We start from the raw sequence: 20902 nt of genomic DNA, 5'->3' as shown, positions 1-20902 counted from the left end.
GGGACTCTCCTAGTGGGCAGCTGGCGCGGCGGCAGGCTCTGCAGCCGCCACCGGTTCGGCATGAGCGAGCGGTGCCTGCGCATCGGCCAACGAGACGGCCGGATCGAGGCCCACAGCCGTAGCGTAGTGGGTAACGAGGTTGTTGACGGCCGCTGCGGTCGTATCGAGGATCGGCGCAGGATAGAAGCCGAAGACGATCGTCAGAATGATGAGCGGGTACAAGATGACCTTTTCACGCAGGTTCAGATCGAGGATGGCCTTGAGGTTATCCTTGGTCAGCGCACCGAAAATCACGCGGCGATAGAGCCAGAGCGCATAGCCGGCCGACAGGATCAGACCGAAGGCCGCGCCAAACGCCACCCAGGTATTGACCTGGAACACACCCATCAGCGTCAGGAATTCACCGACAAACCCCGATGTACCTGGCAGACCAACATTGGCCATGGTGAACACCATGAACGCAAAGGCGTAGCGCGGCATGCGCTCGACAAGACCACCATAGGCAGCGATGTCACGAGTATGCATGCGGTCATAGATGACGCCGACGCAGAGGAAGAGCGCGCCGGACACGATGCCGTGCGAAATCATCTGGAACAGGGCGCCCTGAATGCCCAGTGCATTGCCCGCAAAGATACCCATGGTCACAAAACCCATATGGGCGACGGACGAATAGGCGATCAGCTTCTTGATATCGGTCTGCACCAGCGCGATCAGCGAGGTGATGATGATGGCGGCAACGGACAGAAAGAAGATGATGTTGGAGAACTGCAGCGACGCATCGGGGAACATCGGCAGGCTGAAGCGCAGGAAGCCGTAGCCGCCCAATTTCAGCAGGATTGCCGCAAGGATCACCGAGCCAGCCGTGGGCGCCTGAACGTGCGCCTCTGGAAGCCAGCGATGGAACGGCCACATTGGCATCTTGACGGCGAGCGAGGCAAAGAACGCCCACCACAGCCATGGCTGCCAGGATTCAGGGAAGTCGTGGGCCAGCAGCTTGACGATATCGGTCGTGCCGCCATTCCAGTACATGGCCATGATGGCCAGCAGCATCAGCACCGAGCCGATGAAGGTGTAAAAGAAGAACTTGTAGCTGGCCTGGATGCGGGCGGAGCCGCCCCAGATACCGATGATCAGGAACATCGGCAGCAGCGTGCCTTCAAAGAAGACATAGAACATCGCCAGATCGAGCGTGGTGAACACGCCGATCATCAGAGTCTCGAGGATCAGGAATACGATCATGTATTCCTTGACCCGCTTGTCGACTTCCCAGCTCGCCAGAATGGCGAAGGGCATCAGCAGCGCGGTAAGCACAACAAACAGCACCGAAATGCCGTCGACGCCGACGCGGTAGCCGATGGTATCGCCGATCCAGGCATTGTTCACGACGAACTGGAAGCCGGGATTGGACGGATCGAACGCCTGCCACATCGCGAGCGACAGCACGAAGGTCACGGCCGTAACGGCGAGCGTGATCCAACGGATCGTGCTCAACGCCGTTTTCGGCGTGAACAGCAGAACCGCTGCGCCCAGTACGGGTAGCCAGGTGAGGACTGTTAGAATGGAATTATCGAATGTCATCAGATCAGTCCCCCGGCCGTAATGGCCCAGGTCAGCAGTGCCGCAATGCCGATCAGCATGGCGAAGGCATAGTGGTAGAGGTAGCCGGACTGGAGCTTGACGACCCAGGACGTAACATTCTGCACCCGACGGCCGAGGCCCTCGGTGAGCTTTTCGTCAATCAGCCAGTCATCGAAGCCCTTCCAAAAGGCGCGTCCGATCCACAGAGCCGGCTTGACGAAGATGTTGTTGTAGAGCTCGTCGAAGTACCACTTGTTGAGCAGGAACTGGTAGAGGCCAGGGTTCTGCGCAGCAAGGCGGCCGGGAACGGCTGGATTGCGGATATACATGTACCAGGCGGTCACAAAACCGATGATCATGGAGATGGTCGCGCTCCACTTCACCCAGAGTGGCACGTGGTGTGCAGCCTCAATGATATCATGGTCGACGACGATAGCACCGGCGAAGAAGTGCTCGATGTGCTCCACGTCGTGGAAGAACATGCCGTAGAACACCGCGCCAGCCAGCACAGCGCCGACAGCCAGAATGTAGAGCGGGATCTGCATGACCCGAGGAGGCTCATGCGCGTTGTCGTATGCCGAACCATGGCCGTGGCCATGATCGTCATGGGCATGATCATCGTGCGCACTGTCGTCATGAGCCGCGTGATCATCATGGGCGTGGGCCGCAGGACGAGGTTCGCCGTGGAAGGTCAGGTGGATCAGGCGCCACGAGTAGAAGCTCGTGAACAGCGCAGCGATAACCAGCATCCAGAAGGCGAACATGCCCGTATTGCCGCCGACCGCATAAGCCGCCTCGATGATCGAGTCCTTGGAGAAGAAGCCCGCAAAGCCGAGGAAGTCCGTGCCGGGGATGCCGACACCTGTCAGCGCCAACGTGCCAATCAGCATCATGGCGTAGGTCACCGGGATCTTCTTGCGAAGACCGCCCATGTTCCGCATGTCCTGCTCATGGTGCATGGCATGGATCACCGCGCCGGCGCCCAGGAACAGCAGTGCCTTGAAGAAGGCGTGGGTGAATAGGTGGAACACACCGGCTGAGTAAGCCCCTGCCCCCAGCGCCACGAACATGTAGCCGAGCTGCGAACAGGTCGAGTAAGCGATGACGCGCTTGATGTCGTTCTGGACCAGACCAACCGTCGCCGCAAAGAATGCGGTGATGGCGCCGACGATCAGAACGACGGTTAGAGCGAAAGGCGAAGTTTCAAACAGCGGCGACAGACGCGCGACCATGAACACACCGGCCGTCACCATGGTGGCGGCATGGATTAGGGCCGAAACAGGGGTCGGGCCTTCCATTGCGTCTGGTAGCCAGGTGTGCAGCAGGAACTGCGCCGACTTGCCCATGGCACCCATAAACAGCAGCAGGCAGATGACGGTCATGGCATCAAGCTGCCAGCCGAGGAACTGCATGATGGGCAGACCGGTCGTACCAAACTCGCCAGCAGCGTGGAATGCACTGTCGAAGTCGATATGGCCCAGCACCATGAAGGCGCCGAAAATGCCGAGTGCAAAGCCAAAGTCGCCGACGCGGTTGACGATGAAAGCCTTCATCGCCGCAGCGGTTGCCGATGGACGCGTGTACCAGAAGCCGATCAGCAGGTAGGACGCAAGACCAACGCCTTCCCAGCCGAAGAACATCTGCAGGAAGTTGTCGGCAGTCACCAGCATCAGCATGGCGAAGGTAAAGAGCGACAGATAGGCGAAGAACCGGTTGCGATGCGGATCGTCGGCCATGTAGCCGATTGAATAGACGTGCACCAGGCTCGACACGGTATTGACCACGACCAGCATGATGGCCGTCAGCGTATCGACGCGCAGCACCCAGCGCAGGTCCATGTCACCGACCTGGATCCAGCGCATGATCTCGACCTTGACGACAGCCGTATGGCCATCGACGACGGCGCCAGCGAGCCCGCCGCCAAAGGCGACTGGCAGGAAGACAACCCAGCTCAGGATCGCCGAAATGATCAGCAAAGCGGTGGTGATGATCTCACTGGGGCGGTGACCAATGGTACGGCCCAGCAGCCCCGCGATCAACGCGCCGATGAGGGGCAGGAAAACAATCGCTTGAATCATAGCGGTGGTTCTTAGCCCTTCATCTGATTGACGTCTTCAACCGCGATGGAGCCGCGATTGCGATAGAAAATGACGAGGATGGCGAGACCGATCGCGGCCTCGGCAGCAGCAACTGTGAGGATCAGCAGCGCGAAAATCTGGCCTTGCAGATCGTTGAGCTCGGCGCTGAAAGCCACCATGTTGAGATTGACCGCAAGAAGGATCAATTCCACCGACATCAGGATGACGATGATATTCTTGCGGTTGATGAAGATGCCGAACACGCCGAGCGTGAACAGGATTGCTGCTACGGTCAGGTAGTGACCGAGCCCGATACCCAAGCCCATGTTTGCCTCCTACAGCCCTTGACCGCTTTTGACTTTAACCACTTCCAGCGTATCGGCTGGCCTGCGGGCCACCTGATCCACCGGGTTCTGGCGTTTGACGTTTGGCTTGTGGCGCAGCGTCAGCACGATTGCGCCGATCATTGCCACCAGCAGCACCGCTGCCGCGCCCTGGAACAGGAAGATGTAGCGCGTGTACAGCACCAGACCGATTGCCCGGATATTGTCGACGCCGCCATCAATCGGCAGGCCCGACCCGGCCGCGATTTCAGGCGATACCACGAAGCTACCAGCGACTAGCAGCAGTTCGAGCAACAGGATGATGCCGACGACAGCGCCAATCGGCGCATATTGCAGGAACCCTGAGCGGAGCGAGGTGAAGTCCACGTCGAGCATCATCACGACGAAAAGGAACAGCACCGCCACGGCGCCCACATAAACCACGATCAGCAGCAGCGCGAGGAACTCGGCGCCGGCCAGCATGAACAGGCCAGATGCGTTGAAGAAGGTCAGGATCAGGAACAACACGGCGTGCACCGGGTTGCGCGCCGAAATGACCATCACCGACGAGGCGATGGCGATGATCGCGAACAGATAGAAGAAAAATAACGGAAGGGTCATGCTCTTCTCTCTCAGCGATACGGCGCGTCGGCGCTGAGGTTGGCTGCGATTTCACGCTCCCAACGGTCGCCGTTGGCGAGGAGCTTGTCCTTGGAAAAGTACAGCTCTTCACGCGTTTCGGTTGCGAATTCGAAGTTCGGGCCTTCGACGATGGCATCCACCGGACAGGCTTCCTGGCAGAAACCGCAATAAATGCACTTCACCATGTCGATGTCGTACCGAACGGTGCGGCGCGTGCCGTCGTTCTGGCGGGGACCAGCTTCGATGGTGATGGCTTGCGCTGGGCAGATGGCTTCGCACAGTTTGCAGGCGATGCAACGCTCTTCCCCGTTGGGATAGCGGCGCAGGGCGTGCTCACCGCGGAAGCGTGGGCTCACATGGCCGGTTTCGAACGGGTAGTTGATCGTCGGCTTGGGCGAGAAGAAATACCGCATGGTCAGGAAGAAGGCTTTCACCAGTTCCGTGAGTAGCAGCGTATTGACGAACTGGGCGGCGCGCATCAAGCCATCCCTCCATGCCAGCCCCAGCCGGTGAGCTGAAGAACGAAAGCAACAATGACGACCATCAGCAGCGACAGCGGTAGGAACAGCTTCCAGCCAATGCGCATCAGTTGGTCATAGCGGTAGCGCGGCACGATGGCCTTTGCCATGGCGAACATGAAGAACACCATGCTCAGCTTGATGACGAACCACACGACGCCCGGGATCCAGGTGAACGGTGGCAGGTCGATCGGCGAAGCCCAGCCACCCAGGAACAGGATGGTGGTCATGGCGCACATCAGCAGGATCGAGATGTACTCGCCCAGCATGAACAGCATGTATGGTGTGGCCGAATATTCGGTCATGAAACCAGCAACCAGTTCGGACTCGCCTTCGGCAAGATCGAATGGAGGGCGGTTGGTTTCAGCCAGTGCCGAAATGTAGAACACGATGAACATCGGGAACAGCGGCAGCCAGAACCAGTTAAGGAAGCTCAACCATGGCACGCCCAGCGTATGGGCCAGGCCCATTTCCTGCTGTGCGGTCACGATGTCTGTCAGGTTGAGCGAGCCAACGCAGAGCAGCACGGTGATTATGACGAGGCCGATGGAGACTTCGTAGGACACCATCTGCGCCGCGGAGCGAAGTGAACCGAGGAACGGATACTTCGAGTTCGAGGCCCAGCCGCCAATGATCACGCCGTAAACGCCGAGCGACGAGATCGCCAGCAGATACAGCACGCCAAGATTGATGTTGGCGATTACGAGACCTGCGCCAACAGGCATGACGGCCCAACCAGCAAGGGCCAGCGTTGCGGTCAGCAGCGGCGCCATCAGGAACAGCACCTTGTCGGAACCGCCCGGAATGATCGGCTCCTTGAGGGCAAACTTCAGCAGATCGGCAAAACTCTGCAGCAGGCCGAACGGGCCAACCACGTTGGGGCCACGACGCATCTGCACCGCTGCCCAGATCTTGCGATCGGCGAGCAGGATGAAAGCGGTGAACACCAGAAGCGCGACAAGCAGCAGCAGCGCCTTGTAGACGAGACCGACCTGCACACCCCAACCAAGGATTGGGATGCCGAGCAGATAGTCGAGAGCGGTCGTAATAAAGTCCATTGTGCTCCCCTACTCCGCAGCTTGCCGGAGGCCGGCGGCTGTGGCGGCGCATTCACCCATCACGGCAGAGGCGCGGGCGATCGGATTGCTGAGGTAGAACTCAGTGATCGGCGAGACGTAGCTTGCCTTCTGCGCCTTGACCGAAGTCCGGGCCAGCTTGGCAATGTCAGCGGAATTGCCAGCGGCAATTGCGTCGAGACGCGCAAAGTGCGGATACTGCGCGTAGATCGCGGCGCGCAGCTGCGACAGCGAGTTGAACGGCAGCGCCTGCTCTGCAACAGCCGACAGCGCGCGGATGATCGCCCAGTCTTCCTTGGCTTCACCGGGCGGGAAGACGGCACGGTTGGTCATCTGCACACGACCCTCGGTGTTGACGTATGTCGCGCTCTTTTCGGTGTAAGTGGCAGCTGGCAAAATGACGTCGGCGCGGTGCGCGGCGTTGTCGCCATGCGTGCCGATGTAAACGACCAGCGTTTCACCCATATTGGCGAAGTCGAACTCGTCGGCACCGAGCAGGAACAGCACATCGACGCCGCCCGACAGCATGGCGGCGGTATCGGCAGCACCCTTGGCCGGCACGAAGCCGATGTCCAGGGCACCCACGCGCGCAGCAGCATTGTGCAGAACAGCAAAGCCGTTCCAACCTTCCGCAATCTCGGCGTTACCGGTGGCGAGCTTGGCAGCGGCAGCCAGAACGTCAGCAGTCGCGGCGCCCTCGCCCACGATCACCAGCGGCTTTTTGGCCTTGGCCCAGATCTCGGCAAAGCTGCTCTTGCCATCGGCAAGTTCGGCCAACGTGTCGGAACCATTGCCCAGATGCTGGGTGGTGTAGGTCAGGTCGGCATTCTCGCCGATCACGCCGATTGGCAGACCGGTTGCACGCCAGACCTTGCGGATGCGGGCGTTCAGAACCGACGCTTCCTTGCGGGGATTGGTGCCGATCAGCAGGATCGCGTCAGCCTGTTCAATGCCGGCAATCGTCGGATTGAAAATATAGCTGGCGCGGCCATTGCCTGGCGTCAGGGCCGAACCGGCACGACGGGCATCGACACTGGTCGAACCAAGCGAAGCCAGCAGCGCCTTGAGCGCGAACATTTCTTCAACGCCCGCGAGATCGCCAGCGATGGCGCCAATACGTGCGCCTGGCTTCTTGAGCGCCTTGGCAACGGTCTGGAACGCATCGTCCCAGGTGGTCGCGCCGAGCTTCTTGTTACGGCGAACATATGGACGGTCGAGGCGCTGGCTTTTGAGGCCATCCCAGATGAATCGGGTCTTGTCGGAGATCCACTCTTCATTGATGGATTCATTGAGACGCGGCAGAACTCGCATCACTTCGCGGCCACGGCTATCGACGCGGATATTGGAGCCAACGGCGTCCATTACGTCGATGCTTTCGGTCTTCACCAGTTCCCATGGACGCGCATTGAAGGCGTATGGCTTGGACGTCAGCGCGCCAACCGGGCACAGGTCGATGACGTTGCCCTGCAGCTCGCTGGTCAGTGCCTTTTCGAGATAGGTGGTGATCTCGGCGTCTTCGCCACGACCGAGCAAACCCATCTCGGCAATGCCAGCAACTTCGGTAGTGAAGCGCACACAACGCGTGCAGTGAATGCAGCGGTTCATCGAGGTCTTGACCAGTGGGCCAATATACTTGTCTTCGACGGCACGCTTGTTTTCGGCAAAACGGTTCTTGTCCACGCCATAAGCCATGGCCTGGTCCTGCAGATCGCACTCGCCGCCCTGATCGCAGATCGGGCAATCGAGCGGATGGTTGATCAGCAAGAATTCCATCACGCCTTCGCGGGCCTTTTTGACCATTGGCGTGTTGGTGAACATTTCTGGCGGTTCGCCATTGGGGCCCGGACGCAGGTCCTTGACCGCCATGGCGCAGGACGCCTGTGGCTTTGGTGGACCACCCTTGACCTCAACGAGGCACATGCGGCAGTTGCCGGCAACCGACAGACGCTCGTGGTAGCAGAAGCGCGGAATTTCCGCGCCAGCTGCTTCGGCGGCCTGCATCAGCGTGTAGTAGTCAGGAACTTCGACGAGGACGCCGTCGACCTTGATATTTGCCATTATGCCGCCGCCTTGTTCTTCTGCCAGCATTCAAGCAGATCAGACACTGCGATGCCGTCGATGGTTGCGCCGTCGAAATTGCACTCGGTGAAAGCGGCCCCGCGCAAGCTTGCCTTTTTCATCGACAAGCCGGCAAAGTTCACATCATCGACTTTCCAGCCGGTCAAATTTGCATTCGTGACCGTGGCACCGGACAGGTTGATGTCGCTGTACGAGCAGCCGGACAGGTTCACGTTGTGAAACACGCTACCCGACAGGTTCACGTCGTCGAACACGGAACCCGACGCGTCACACACGGTCACTTCGAGCCGTTCGTGTTGCTGATGTAACTTCATGAGATCACTCCGCCGCAATCGACGGCACGGCGCCGTCGCTGGTGGACGAATATGTGTATTGGTCGATCCGCTCTTCGATGACGTGACGGAAGTTACGGATCAGGCCCTGGATCGGCCACGCGGCAGCGTCGCCGAGTGCGCAGATGGTGTGGCCTTCGATCTGCTTGGTCACTTCAAACAGCATGTCGATTTCACGCTTCTGGGCGCGGCCTTCAACCATGCGAGCCATGACGCGCATCATCCAGCCCGTGCCTTCACGGCATGGCGTGCACTGGCCGCAGCTTTCGTGTTTGTAGAAGGCCGACAGGCGCCAGATGGCCTTGATGATGTCTGTCTGCTTGTCCATCACGATGATGGCTGCAGTGCCCAGCGAAGAGCCCGCCTCGCGCAGACCGTCGAAATCGACAATGGCGTTCTGGATCTTTTCGCCCGGCACGCACGGCACCGAGGCGCCGCCCGGAATAACGGCCAACAGGTTATCCCAGCCGCCGCGAATACCGCCGCAGTGCTTTTCGATAATGTCCTTGAAGCTTTCGCCCATGGCTTCTTCGAAAGTCGCTGGCTTGTTCACGTGGCCCGAGACGCACATCAGCTTGGTACCGGTATTGTTGGCACGGCCGATGGAAGCAAACCAGGCGCCGGAGCGACGCAGGATTTCAGGCACGACAGCAATCGACTCGACATTGTTGACGGTCGTCGGGTTGCCATAAACGCCCATGCCAGCCGGGAATGGCGGCTTGAGGCGTGGCTGGCCCTTCTTGCCTTCCAGCGATTCCATCAGCGCGGTTTCTTCGCCGCAGATGTAAGCGCCGGCGCCGTGATGGACGATGATGTCCAGGTCCCAGCCGTGGATATTGTCCTTGCCGATCAGGCGGGCTTCATAGGCCTGCTCGACGGCAGCCTCGAGGCGCTGGCGTTCTCGAATGAACTCGCCGCGCACATAGATGAACGCCAGGTGGGCATCCATGGCACGGGCAGCCAGCAGACACCCTTCCACCAGATGATGCGGATCATGGCGCAGGATGTCACGATCCTTACAGGTGCCGGGCTCGGATTCGTCGGCATTGACCAGCAGGTAATGCGGACGGCCATCGTTGACCTTGGGCATGAAGGTCCACTTGAGCGCAGTCGGGAAACCGGCACCACCACGGCCACGCAGGCCAGAGGCCTTGACCTCGTTGGTGATCCAGTCACGACCGGCGTCGATGAACTCTTTCGTGCCCACCCAGGCGCCGCGCGAACGCGCGCCTTCGAGCGTCCAGTCGCCCTGGCCGTAGAGATTGGTGAAAATGCGGTCTTTATCAGCGAGCATCGTTCACTCCTACCGCGGCTTCTTGCCGAAGACGCGGATGTATTCAGCTTCGCCACCCTTGGCGAGCGCAGCGGCCTGACCCAGCCAGTTGTCGCGCGTGACGCGACCCTTAAAGCTCAACGAGTCTTCGACCTTGGCGATATCAGCCTCGGTAAAGGCCGCGACCTGGCTCCACTTGGTGATGCCGAGGCCAACAAGCTTGGCTTCGAGCACCGGACCGACGCCGGAGATCAACTTCAGATCGTCTGGCGCGCCGGCAGGCGCTTCAAACAGTGGCTTAGCAGCTCCGCCCTTTTCAGCCACCGGATTGACCTCGGCCTGATTGGCCCTTGGCGCAATGATGGTGCGAGTCTTCTGAGCAGCCGTGCTCGCGCCGCCCTCAGCAGGCTCGGACGCTGTGGCTTTGCCGGGAGCCTTGCCACCGTCAACCTTGGACGCATCGGATTCAGAACCCGTTGCGTCTTCGCGCATGGCCTTGTTTGGTTCGCCGTCTGCCTTGGCAGACGAGCTTGCGGCCTTGCGTTCGCCCTCAGCCTTGGCTTCGGAAACTTTGGCCGCCGCTGGCGTGCCCTTGAGAGCAGGAGCGGATTCTTCGCTCACGTCCTTTGGCTTTGCAGCAGTCGTTGGCGCCTGCGCAGCGGCGGGTGCTGCTGCAGCAGGCACTGCGGCGTCAGCTGGCGGGATGAACTTCTCGCGATTGGCGCTTGGCGCTTCCAGCAGCGTCGTCCGTTCGCCCTCAGCGGCAGAGTTCAGACGATCAATCTGGGAGCCAGCCTTGATCGTGTCACCCTTGCCCGCCTGGAAGGCGTCGATGATCTGTTCCAGGCGTTCTGGCGTCAGGTCTTCGTAGGTGTCGTGGAAAATCGCGACCATCGGTGCATTGACGCAGGCGCCAGCACACTCGACCTCTTCCCAGCTTAGCGTACCGTCATCGTTGAGGTGCTGTGGATCGTGGTGGATCTTGCTCTTGCAAACCTCGATCAGAGCCTCGGCGCCGCGCAGCTGGCATGGCGTCGTGCCACAAACCTGAACGTGAGCGCGCGAGCCAACCGGCTGCAGCTGGAACTGGGTGTAGAACGTCGCCACTTCCAGCACGCGGATATAGGCCATGCCGAGCATATCGGCGATGGTCTCGATCGTAGCGCGGCTGACCCAGCCGTCCTGATCCTGAGCGCGCATAAGCAGCGGAATAACAGCGGATTGCTGACGGCCGGTCGGGTAAAGCCCGATCTTCCACTCCGCCCATTTGGCGTTGTCAGCAGTAAAGGCGAACGCGGCCGGTTGAACCGACTCATCCGCAAGGCGACGCGCAACCATTAGCGATCAACCTCTCCGAACACGATATCGAGCGAGCCAAGGATGGCCGAGACGTCAGCCAGCATGTGGCCGCGACACAGGAAATCCATGGCCGACAAATGCGCAAAACCCGGAGCACGGATCTTGCAGCGATACGGCTTGTTGGTGCCGTCACTGACCAGATAGACGCCGAACTCGCCCTTGGGCGCTTCAACGGCGGCGTAAACTTCACCGGCGGGAACCTTGTAGCCCTCGGTGTAGAGTTTGAAGTGGTGGATCAACGCTTCCATCGAGCGCTTCATTTCGCTGCGCTTGGGCGGAACGACCTTGCCGTCAAGCGAGGACACAGGTCCCTTGCCTTCCGGCGCATTCAGCTTGGCAACGCACTGCGCCATGATACTCGTCGACTGGCGCATCTCTTCCATACGGATGAGATAGCGGTCGTAGCAGTCGCCGTTTTTGCCGATCGGAATGTCGAATTCCATCTCGTCATAGCACTCGTATGGCTGGCTCTTGCGCAGGTCCCAGGCAGCGCCCGAACCGCGCACCATCACGCCCGAAAAGCCCATATTCCAGGCGTCTTCCAGCTTCACGACACCGATATCGACGTTGCGCTGCTTGAAGATGCGGTTCTCGGTCAGCAGAGTGTCGAGATCAACGATGAATTTGGGGAATTCGACGCAGAACGTCTCGATATCGTCGATCAGGGCCTGCGGGAGGTCCTGATGCACGCCACCAGGACGGAAATAGGCTGCGTGCATACGAGCGCCCGAAGCGCGCTCATAGAAAATCATCAGCTTTTCGCGCCACTCAAAGCCCCAGACCGGCGGCGTCAGCGCACCAACGTCCATGGCCTGCGTCGTGACGTTCATCAGATGCGCCAACAGGCGCCCGATTTCCGAATAGAGCACGCGGATCAGCTGGCCCCGACGTGGCACTTCCAGACCGAGCAACTTTTCGACGGCCAGGGCAAACGCATGCTCCTGGTTCATCGGCGCCACGTAGTCTAAGCGATCAAAATACGGCACGGCCTGCAGATAGGTCTTGGATTCAATCAGCTTCTCGGTGCCGCGATGCAGCAGCCCAATATGGGGATCGACGCGCTCGACGATTTCGCCGTCGAGTTCCAGAATCAGACGCAGCACACCGTGCGCCGAGGGGTGCACGGGACCAAAGTTGATCGTGAAATTGCGGACTTCGGCTTCAACGGTCATTGCTTGGCCTTCTCGTCACCGGGCAGCACATAGTCTGTACCCTCCCAAGGCGACAAATAGTCGAACGAACGATATTCCTGCATGAGCTTTACCGGCTCATAGACAACGCGCTTCCGCTCTTCGTCGTAACGCACTTCCACGAAGCCCGTGGTCGGGAAGTCCTTGCGAAGCGGATGCCCGTCAAAACCGTAATCGGTGAGGATGCGGCGCAAATCGCCATGACCCGAGAACAGGATGCCGTATAGATCATAAGCCTCGCGCTCGAACCATTCAGCGCCCTTAAATACGCCGGTGATGCTCGGCACTGGGGTAATGTCGTCGGCCGCCACCTTGACGCGAATACGCTGGTTCAGGTGCGGGCTCATAAAGTGGTAGACCACTTCAAACCGCTCATCGCGCGCCGGATAGTCAGCACCGCAGACGTCAGTAAAGCTGATAAACCGGCAGCGCGCATCGTCGCGCAGGAAAGTGGCGACAGTGACAATCGCGTCACGTTCGACGGTCAAGGTCAGTTCGCCATAGGCGACATCCTGAGCCAGAACCGCATCGCCAAGAGCGCCTGCGATATGATCGCCGAGATCCATCAACCGATCGACTTGGATTGCTTCATCCATCGTGTGTGATCCTAGCGTTCAATTGTGCCGGTGCGGCGGATTTTCTTTTGCAGCAGCAGAATACCGTAAAGAAGGGCCTCAGCGGTTGGCGGGCAGCCTGGAACATAGACGTCCACCGGCAGCACACGGTCACAACCACGAACAACCGAATAAGAATAGTGATAGTAGCCGCCGCCATTGGCGCAGCTACCCATAGAAATGACATAACGCGGCTCAGGCATCTGGTCGTAGACCTTGCGCAGAGCGGGTGCCATCTTGTTGGTCAGCGTGCCAGCGACGATCAGCACGTCAGACTGGCGTGGTGAAGCGCGCGGCGCTGTACCGAATCGCTCGATGTCGTAGCGCGGCATCGACATCTGCATCATCTCAACGGCGCAGCACGCCAGACCAGTCTGCATCCACATCAATGAGCCCGTGCGCGCCCAGGTAACGAGCTGCGCCACGGTCGAAACGAGGAAACCCTTGTCGGCCAGCTCGTCCGTTACGTCAGTGAAGAACGGATCGTTGGCGCCAGCAACTTGGTTGGTGCGCGGATCGATAAGACCAGTGGGGCGCGGCGCGACCAGCGTACCATTTTGTTCGCTCAATCCCATTCCAGGGCCCCTTTGCGCCATTCGTAGATAAAGCCCACGGTCAACACACCGAGAAAGATCATCATCGACCAGAAACCGAACCAACCAACATCATGGAACGCAACGGCCCAAGGGAACAGGAACGCGACTTCAAGATCGAAAATAATGAAGAGAATAGAAACGAGATAGAATCGCACATCGAACTTCATGCGCGCGTCGTCGAAGGCGTCAAAGCCTGCTTCGAATGCGGACACCTTTTCAGGGTCGGGATTTTTCACGGCGACAAGGAACGGCGTCACCAATAGAGCGATACCAATAACCCCGGCAAGCGCGAGGAAGATGATTATCGGCAGATAGTCGCTGAGCAAATCAGTCATGCGGCAGCCTGTTTTTTATCCGGACCAAGAACCGGGTTACGCGGGTCATGCAAGCAATTGGGGCGAGCAAACCGACGCAACAGTTGATGCGTTGGGCTTAGACCTTTGGCTATCTTGTTTCAAGGGAAAGAAAATATGAGCAGAATAATCATGTATCGTACGAGCTAAAGTCAGCACATTCTTTTCTGCCGTTCCCTGCCCTGTAACCGACCATGCTCATTTTGGCGAACAATTCGAACTGCGGCAAATCCGGAAAATCGCTCAGAAACGCAAAAAGCCCGCGCATGGCGGGCTAAAAACCAAAACGGCGAACCGCGGTGCGGTTCGCCGAATTGGGTTTGCAAGACTTTTGACCAGGGCGGCGAACCGCCCCGATCATTTTGCAAATCTTAGAAGTGGTAGAACACACCGACGGTGGCCTTAGCCGATTCGAAGAAGGCATCGCCAGCTTCATCACGGAAGTCACCCTGGCCGACAACTTCACCGCGAACGGTGATCGCGTCAGTCACAGCAAGTTCAACACCGCCACCGAGCTGGTAAACGCCTTCGTTGTTGCCGTTCTGAGTCTGAACGCCAACACCAGCGATTGCGTAAACGAGAACCGCATCGGTCAGGACCGCACCAGCGCGCAGGTTGGCGAAGAATTCGCCAGTGCTGAGTGCATTCTGGTTCCAGATGTAGTCAGCGGTAACTTCAGCACCGATCAGGAATGGATCAGCTGGCAGGAAGTTCACGCCAACAGCAGCGCCGAGCACGCCATAGGTCGTGTCATTGAGCTGGTTGCCATACTGGCCGTTGTTCTGACCGACGAACTGGCCGCCGAGACGAACGCCTGCATAGAGGCCTTCCCAGTTGAAGCCAGCAGCTTCGTAGATTGGAACTGGAGTCGTTGGGATGATCAGGTCAGCGGCCTGAGCACCACCAGCGAGCAGTGCTGCAGCAGCAACACCAAGAGTAAGCGAACGTACAAACATATCTTGCACTCCCATAGAGTTAACCGTAGTCGACCGTTTAGATGCATCACCCTAACGCGCCTGACAAGCCTTTGGTGCCCCATATTGGCATCTGGGATAAGAATGGGTGACCATTTAGAGGGTGGTGTTGCGCCAATGTCGCGGTATTGGCCCACTTTGATACAAAGTTTAAGGAATTTGCCAGCATTTGGGGCCGCCAAGTGTTGCAATTTGGGCCCCAAGGGGACTCTCCGACAAGCAACTGATTCCAGCTCTTGAAGAAAATCCGCCGCCTGAAACCCACCGACAGCGGGCCATTGGGGACAGGAATCGCTCACTGAAAGCAGAATCCTCAGAAGTGGAAGTTGGCGCCAATCGTGAATTGGTCGTTGGCGGCACCGCCATCTGTCGGAAAACCGTGCAGATATTGGGCGTCGACTGTGACGATGTCCGTCACTGCCAGTTCCACGCCGCCGCCGATCAAGACATTCTGGTCTTGCGATGGCCCCAGATCGATTCCATAGCCGCCCGCCGCATAGACGAGGACGTCATCGGTGACGACCAGCCCTGCGCGTCCCAGGATCTGGCCATAGCTGGTTTCGCCGACGCTACCTGACAGGCCCTGCACAGCGAGTTCAAGGCCAACAAGATAGAAATCGAACTGGGCGTTGATGCCAGCCTGTATGCCGAGGCCCAACTGGGTGTCCCCGCCGCCGGGGCGCTGTGCACCTGCGAAAACACCGGCATAAAAGCCGCTCCAGTCAAATCCACCCTCTGAGACCGGTATGGCGTCAGCCGAACTGGTCGGCACTGTAATCGCATCTGCCGCAAACGCTCCTCCCAACGTGAGAGTGGCCGCGAGGGCAGCAACGGCGATTGTAAAGAACTGGCGCATCGTTGTGTCCTTGCCGAAGGAGTCTCGCGATCTCAACGTTACGTCGACGTGCTAGTTCCCAATCGCGCTTCTTAGAGAGTGCCGACCAAAACAGGGTCTTCGCGATACTGTTTGGGAAACAGGGCCTTCAACGCAGCAACCTTGGGAAGGTCATTGATCACGATGTAAGGCCAGGTTGGGTTCAGCGTCAGGAAATCCTGATGATACTGCTCGGCAGGGTAGAAGGCCTTGAAGGGTTCGATGGTGGTAACGATTGGGCCTTCAAACAGATGCGCATCGTCAAGCTGGGCAATATAGGCCTTGGCCGTTTTGGCCTGGTCATCATTGAGAGCAAAGATGGTCGAGCGATACTGCGTGCCGTGGTCCGGCCCCTGATAATTCAACTGCGTCGGATTGTGCGCCACCGAGAAATAGATCTGCAGCAGATCGCCATAGCTCACCACCGAGGGGTCATAAGTCACCTGAACCGTCTCGGCATGGCCGGTCGTGCCGCTGCTGGTCTGATCATAGGTCGCGGTGTCGGCGGCCCCGCCCGAGTAGCCTGACACAGCGTTGGTCACGCCGACGACATGCTGAAACACGCCCTGCACGCCCCAAAAGCATCCGCCGGCAAACACTGCCGTTGCTGTCGTTCCCGTGTCGGCTATATCGGCCGTCGGTGCGGGAATGACGACAGCCGCCTCCTGTGCTGCAGCCGGATGTCCGAACAGGCCAAACGCCAGAGCGGGCAGGATCAAAAATGACGCGAGAGTGGCACGCCAAACTATGGACGACGTGGCGACAGTAGCTTGAGCATTGCGCATGGGACGAACCTTGTTGGTCGATGTGTGCTTTGGTGTTCTTTATATGGGCCTGCAGGTCGATCAGATCAGCCGCTTCACGGCGAAATGAAGCCGATCACAGCGTTGCCAGCTGTCGATTGCCGATCGTGCCACGGTAATTGGCGCGAATAGCGACCTTGTTTTCAAGCGCCTCGATCACCGACAGGGTAAAATCTGTCTCATACATTTGAGACAGATTGCTCAGCCCGCCCGGCGTGAAGACGTTGATCTCCAACAACTTGTCTCCCACGATATCGAGGCCGACAAGAAACATCCCATCCTGCACCAGCTTCGGCCGCACCGTTTCGGCAATGGCGAGCATGGTGTCGGTGACGGTGATGGTCTCGGCGCTCCCCCCGGCGTGGATATTGGAGCGAATCTCGCCCTTGGCCGGCGCGCGGCGGAAGGCGGCGTGCCGTCCGTCGCGCTGTAGTGGGACGCCGTTCATCAGGAAAAAGCGCACGTCGCCCTCTGCTGCGGCAGGCATGAAGCCCTGAGCGATGAGGTAGCCTTCGCCGCTTACGGCCTCAAAAATCTGATTGAGATTGGAATCTTTTGGCGAGGCGATCTTAAAGACGTTCTTGCCGCCCGAACCCTGCAAGGGCTTGAGGATGACGCCCTTGGGCTGGCCGTAGATAAAGCTGCGTATCTCTTCAATGCTTTTGGAGATCAGAGTTTCTGGCCGGACAGACGCTGGAAAATCCTGGAAGTAGAGTTTGTTCTGCGCCTGGGCCAAGCCGTCGGGGTCGTTGAGCACAATGACGCCGCGCGCCGCTGCCATGCGGCCAAACACCGTGCCGACATTTGCCGCCCAAGGGCGGTCAGCGGCATCTTCAGACGGATCGTTGCGCAGCAGCAAAATGTCGATGTCGGTGACGTCGATGGTCTGGATGATCGGGGCGTCGCCCTGCAGGTCTTTGTGCAGCGTTTCGGCCTTCTTGTATTTTGTGGAGGGCAAAACCAGCGCCCGCACCACCAGCGTGTCATCCGGGCGCAGCACGAAATCCCCAGGCGTCACGTAGCAGATATTGTGGCCACGATTGAGTGCAGCCAGCGCCAGATGCGTTGTGGAGTAGTTTGGGGTCTCGCCGCTGATCGAGTTGACGAAGAACGCGATGCGCATTTTGAGGCTCCTAGGTGGTGATCATTTCGATTGGCGTCATGCCGACGGCGGCTTTGCAAAGCCGGGCTTCAGCTTCTGGGTGGGACATGAAGGCAGGTATCAGGCGCGGCGCCCGCAACAGGCCGCGCGTGCTCAACTCCTGAATGATGCTGAAATGGGATGCTGCGATCTTGCCCATCCAGAATGGGCCAAGCGCGCCCCCTGCCCGCAGATGGCTCAAAATCTCGAGCAGCCCGCGCAGGTAGATTGCATCCTTGGCAAGGCCGCCGCCACGATAGACCCGGATGACCAGGTTGAACGCCGACGACTCCGCGAGCCCAAAGGCGCGAACCTGACGGTAGCAATCGACAAAGCTGGCGCCCTCAAGCATCGATGCGCAGGCAACAACGCGCGCGGCAATCAGCCTGAGACGACCCAACGTCATGCCGCCGACCAGATATTCGGCGAGCACAGCCAGCCCCTCCTGCACGCCCTCGTAGCCTGCAAGACCGGAACGGAACAGGCGCAGGCCCTGTGCCGAGCCATTGAAATAAGTCAGAAGGTGCACACCGACTTCATGGCTCAACAAGGCTTCGACGCGCGTCTTTGCCATTGTGGTGTTGCGGGAAATCAGGAGACGCCCGCCAGACACCATCAATCCGGCCGGCAGATCGTCGCGCAGCTCGATGCTGGCCGAAAAGCCATCATAGTCACTCGCATAGCCACTGATCATGCTCTGCGCCTTGCGCTCGACAAAGGCGAAATCGGCATCCTCGCCCGGCGGTTGGCTTTTGCCGCGTTCCGACTTGGTACCATCGAGAATATCGGTGGCCGCTTTTAGAAGGGACGGCTCCACGCGACCGTAAAGCGCTCGTCCCAATTCCACGAAGCGCGGCGTTTCGCGGGCCGCCAGCAGCGACAGCTGCAGATCAAGTTCCTGCTGCTTTTCTCGATAGAGTGCTGTCAGAACCGGATCTTCGAAATGGTCCAGCGCAACGGAGAACAGCCGCTTCTTCTGGAGGTCTGTTTCGACTGTCAGGGGGCGATACAAGAGCCGTGGAGCGCGCTCGAAGCCGGCGACCTTGAACTGCTCCCAGGCATCGCGCGCATTGATCGGTGTCACGGCCAATAGAAAGTCAAAGGATTGGGCTACGTCGTCAATCGCCCGATCGGCGCGGCTTACTGCATCGATAAAGGCTTTCCGGCCCAGGGCGCGGTGTGTCGAGATGGCGAGGCTCTTGGTGGCCTCGGCAAAGGCAGCGGCGGCCTGCAGCCCCGCGTCAACGATATTGGCGACCAGTTGTTCGAGCAGTTGCGGATAGACAGCATCGGATTCGGGCACGCGATAGATTGGCGCAAAGCGAACTGTCAGCGCTGGCAGCTTTGGCAATGCCCGCGCCAGCTTGGCGGCCGGATCGTCGGTGATCGACGGTTGGGCAATCTTGGGCGTGCGGAATTTTGCGTGCACCTTTTCCGTGGCGGCCGTGAACACAGACCGAGCGGCCTGGCCGCCTGTGTCGGTAGTAGCTGAAATCGTCATTTCAAACGGCGGGAGGTAGTCCGCGTCACTGGCCAGTCGATCGCGTTCCAACTCGCCAATGTCGAGCAGGACAAATGCTCCAAAACGCTCGGTCATGCTCGCAGCGACTAGCTCAACAATGGCCTTGGCGCGCGGCACGCTGCCGACCAACAAATAGGACGAGTTGGAGCTCACAACGTCGCGCGCAGCCGGGTGCTTGGCGCGGCCGACCTGAACGAACAGGAACGGCAAAGGCCGGTCGATATGCAGCCGTTCGCCGCGGCCAAAATCCAGGCGGATTGGTTCGCCGGCCTTTAGCAGCGCGTCAATCTCTGCGAGCAGCTTGGCGTCGTCTCCCCGGCTCATGCGCGGGCCTTAAGGCTTTGCTCAAGCACCGGCAGCGATTCCTTGATCATGCGGCGGAAGGCGATCAACGTTTCCTGGTCAGGTTCGCCGGTCCACTCATCCATGAAAACCTTCTTGAACTCGATGGCGATGGCGCAGCCCGTCAGCGGGAATCGCTCATGGATGAAACGGGTCTGCTCGCCCCTTCCGTCGAAGGCGATGTTTTCGCGAACGTCCATGCCCTGCCCGCGAAACTGGAAGCTGCGCATGCTGTCCATGAAGGGATCGAGCACGCCCGCCCAGCGCTCCCGGTCCATGGAGAAGGTACCGATATTGATGACCGGCGCCTCTGCTTCTGTGGTGGCAGCGGCGTCTGGGCCGGCGCGGCGGTGGTTGTAGCTATGGATATCGAGCACCACGAAGCTGCCGAACTCGACTTCGATGCCGGAGAGGAGCTGCGACAGCATCGCGTAGTAGGAATCGTGGGAGTGCAGCGAGCGCTCGACCAATTCTGCCGACGGCTGCTGCTGCCAGACCTGCAGGCCCCAAGCCTGTTCGGGCGTGAGGTACACGGCGCCGTCACGGGCGCGGTTAAGATCGATCTCGAATCGCGAGCGGTGGAAGATCACCCGGTTCGGCACGTCGCGGATAAAGTACTCGGTAAAGGGATCTTCTTCACGCAGACGCCCGGATTCACCAAGCGCCATAAGGCTTGCGAGTTCGTCCCGCACTGCGTGTCCATTGTGGATAGCTGTGCCGATGATCGGTGATGACGCGCGATGCACGGACCACAGGTCTGTGGCCGCTGTCGAAATGGCGAATTCGTCCGCCGGTGGAGATGTGTAATTTTGACTGGGCATGCCGACGCTTGTTTGCCGCCACTTCCTGAGTGACGTCAGTCAACGACAGCACGGCCGGACAGTTCCATGGAGCGGAAACGAGGAATGGCCCGCGAACGATTGTTCAGCGAACCAGGCGGTGATTATCTATATGAAACGCTATCTTACCCTGTCTGCGCCACTCATAAGCAATGCTTGAATGAGTGGCGCGAGAGACGGGGCTCGAACCCGCGACCTCCGGCGTGACAGGCCGGCGCTCTAACCAACTGAGCTACTCCCGCAGCGCTTGCCGATCAACTGATCTGCGCAACGTGTGGTCCGTTTACCGAGCACCTATTGGTAAGTCAAGCGAGGTTGAGCGGATCGTCATGAGATTTTCAAAAAAACCGCTTCGGCCTGTGGAAAAGTACCATCCGAACAATCGGTAGCGCGTTT

Annotated in this window: 20 protein-coding genes and 1 tRNA gene; all 21 read right to left on the bottom strand. The window is 59.2% G+C overall.

From position 1 onward, the window contains the following. Nucleotides 1-9 precede the first annotated feature (9 nt). The 21 genes from ABIE28_RS07190 to ABIE28_RS07090 all read right to left on the bottom strand — a co-directional run bounded on the left by ABIE28_RS07190 (nt 10) and on the right by ABIE28_RS07090 (nt 20748). A complete protein-coding gene (locus ABIE28_RS07190) occupies nt 10-1578 on the bottom strand; it encodes an NADH-quinone oxidoreductase subunit M (RefSeq protein WP_354061460.1) in 1569 nt (522 codons plus the stop codon). After that, nucleotides 1578-3656, bottom strand: a complete 2079-nt coding sequence (gene nuoL, locus ABIE28_RS07185; protein WP_354061458.1) for an NADH-quinone oxidoreductase subunit L — start codon at nt 3654-3656, stop codon at nt 1578-1580. Before nuoL ends, ABIE28_RS07190 begins: the two co-directional genes overlap by 1 nt. A gap of 11 nt (nt 3657-3667) precedes the next feature. Then, a complete protein-coding gene (gene nuoK, locus ABIE28_RS07180) occupies nt 3668-3976 on the bottom strand; it encodes an NADH-quinone oxidoreductase subunit NuoK (RefSeq protein ID WP_354066420.1) in 309 nt (102 codons plus the stop codon). 15 nt (nt 3977-3991) lie between these two features. After that, complete coding sequence (locus tag ABIE28_RS07175) at nt 3992-4600, bottom strand: NADH-quinone oxidoreductase subunit J (RefSeq protein WP_354061456.1); 609 nt, start codon at nt 4598-4600, stop codon at nt 3992-3994. A gap of 11 nt (nt 4601-4611) precedes the next feature. After that, nucleotides 4612-5100, bottom strand: a complete 489-nt coding sequence (gene nuoI, locus ABIE28_RS07170) for an NADH-quinone oxidoreductase subunit NuoI (RefSeq protein ID WP_354066419.1) — start codon at nt 5098-5100, stop codon at nt 4612-4614. After that, nucleotides 5100-6197 (bottom strand): NADH-quinone oxidoreductase subunit NuoH, encoded by a 1098-nt coding sequence (gene nuoH / locus ABIE28_RS07165; protein WP_354061454.1) that lies wholly within the window; start codon nt 6195-6197, stop codon nt 5100-5102. The genes nuoI and nuoH overlap by 1 nt, the downstream gene beginning before the upstream one ends. 9 nt (nt 6198-6206) lie before the next feature. Continuing rightward, nucleotides 6207-8273 (bottom strand): NADH-quinone oxidoreductase subunit NuoG, encoded by a 2067-nt coding sequence (nuoG, locus tag ABIE28_RS07160; protein ID WP_354061452.1) that lies wholly within the window; start codon nt 8271-8273, stop codon nt 6207-6209. Then, entirely contained in the window at nt 8273-8608 is a 336-nt protein-coding gene (locus ABIE28_RS07155) for a pentapeptide repeat-containing protein (RefSeq protein ID WP_354061450.1), read from the bottom strand. Before ABIE28_RS07155 ends, nuoG begins: the two co-directional genes overlap by 1 nt. Before the next feature lie 4 nt (nt 8609-8612). Further along, nucleotides 8613-9920 carry an NADH-quinone oxidoreductase subunit NuoF gene (gene nuoF, locus ABIE28_RS07150; protein ID WP_354061448.1) on the bottom strand — a complete coding sequence of 436 codons (1308 nt, stop codon included), beginning with the start codon at nt 9918-9920 and terminating at the stop codon, nt 8613-8615. A 9-nt stretch (nt 9921-9929) separates the two neighbouring features. Further along, entirely contained in the window at nt 9930-11237 is a 1308-nt protein-coding gene (gene nuoE / locus ABIE28_RS07145) for an NADH-quinone oxidoreductase subunit NuoE (protein WP_354061447.1), read from the bottom strand. After that, nucleotides 11237-12430 carry an NADH-quinone oxidoreductase subunit D gene (locus ABIE28_RS07140; protein ID WP_354061445.1) on the bottom strand — a complete coding sequence of 398 codons (1194 nt, stop codon included), beginning with the start codon at nt 12428-12430 and terminating at the stop codon, nt 11237-11239. Before ABIE28_RS07140 ends, nuoE begins: the two co-directional genes overlap by 1 nt. Continuing rightward, nucleotides 12427-13014 carry an NADH-quinone oxidoreductase subunit C gene (locus ABIE28_RS07135; RefSeq protein ID WP_354066418.1) on the bottom strand — a complete coding sequence of 196 codons (588 nt, stop codon included), beginning with the start codon at nt 13012-13014 and terminating at the stop codon, nt 12427-12429. The genes ABIE28_RS07140 and ABIE28_RS07135 overlap by 4 nt, the downstream gene beginning before the upstream one ends. A 41-nt stretch (nt 13015-13055) precedes the next feature. Beyond that, on the bottom strand, nt 13056-13658 hold the full coding sequence (locus ABIE28_RS07130) for a NuoB/complex I 20 kDa subunit family protein (protein WP_502913367.1): 603 nt from the start codon (nt 13656-13658) through the stop codon (nt 13056-13058). Continuing rightward, on the bottom strand, nt 13628-13993 hold the full coding sequence (locus tag ABIE28_RS07125) for an NADH-quinone oxidoreductase subunit A (RefSeq protein ID WP_354061441.1): 366 nt from the start codon (nt 13991-13993) through the stop codon (nt 13628-13630). The genes ABIE28_RS07130 and ABIE28_RS07125 overlap by 31 nt, the downstream gene beginning before the upstream one ends. A 389-nt stretch (nt 13994-14382) precedes the next feature. Then, complete coding sequence (locus tag ABIE28_RS07120) at nt 14383-14967, bottom strand: outer membrane protein (protein ID WP_354061439.1); 585 nt, start codon at nt 14965-14967, stop codon at nt 14383-14385. A 331-nt stretch (nt 14968-15298) separates the two neighbouring features. Continuing rightward, the gene (locus ABIE28_RS07115) at nt 15299-15841 is read right to left on the bottom strand and encodes an outer membrane protein (RefSeq protein WP_354061437.1); all 543 of its coding nucleotides are present in this window, start codon (nt 15839-15841) and stop codon (nt 15299-15301) included. A gap of 71 nt (nt 15842-15912) precedes the next feature. Then, nucleotides 15913-16644: a peptide-methionine (S)-S-oxide reductase MsrA gene (msrA, locus tag ABIE28_RS07110; RefSeq protein ID WP_354061435.1), complete on the bottom strand. Its 732-nt coding sequence runs from the start codon at nt 16642-16644 to the stop codon at nt 15913-15915. A gap of 94 nt (nt 16645-16738) precedes the next feature. Continuing rightward, on the bottom strand, nt 16739-17785 hold the full coding sequence (locus tag ABIE28_RS07105) for a glutathione synthase (protein ID WP_354061433.1): 1047 nt from the start codon (nt 17783-17785) through the stop codon (nt 16739-16741). Between the two features lie 10 nt (nt 17786-17795). Further along, the gene (locus ABIE28_RS07100; RefSeq protein ID WP_354061431.1) at nt 17796-19649 is read right to left on the bottom strand and encodes a flavohemoglobin expression-modulating QEGLA motif protein; all 1854 of its coding nucleotides are present in this window, start codon (nt 19647-19649) and stop codon (nt 17796-17798) included. Continuing rightward, nucleotides 19646-20488: an N-formylglutamate amidohydrolase gene (locus ABIE28_RS07095; RefSeq protein WP_354061429.1), complete on the bottom strand. Its 843-nt coding sequence runs from the start codon at nt 20486-20488 to the stop codon at nt 19646-19648. The genes ABIE28_RS07100 and ABIE28_RS07095 overlap by 4 nt, the downstream gene beginning before the upstream one ends. A 183-nt stretch (nt 20489-20671) precedes the next feature. Next, a tRNA-Asp gene (locus tag ABIE28_RS07090) sits at nt 20672-20748 on the bottom strand. Nucleotides 20749-20902: the final 154 nt, after the last annotated feature.

It is taken from the genome of Devosia sp. 2618, assembly GCF_040546815.1.
Taxonomy (GTDB): domain Bacteria; phylum Pseudomonadota; class Alphaproteobacteria; order Rhizobiales; family Devosiaceae; genus Devosia.
This window is presented reverse-complemented; position numbering and strand designations above follow the sequence as displayed.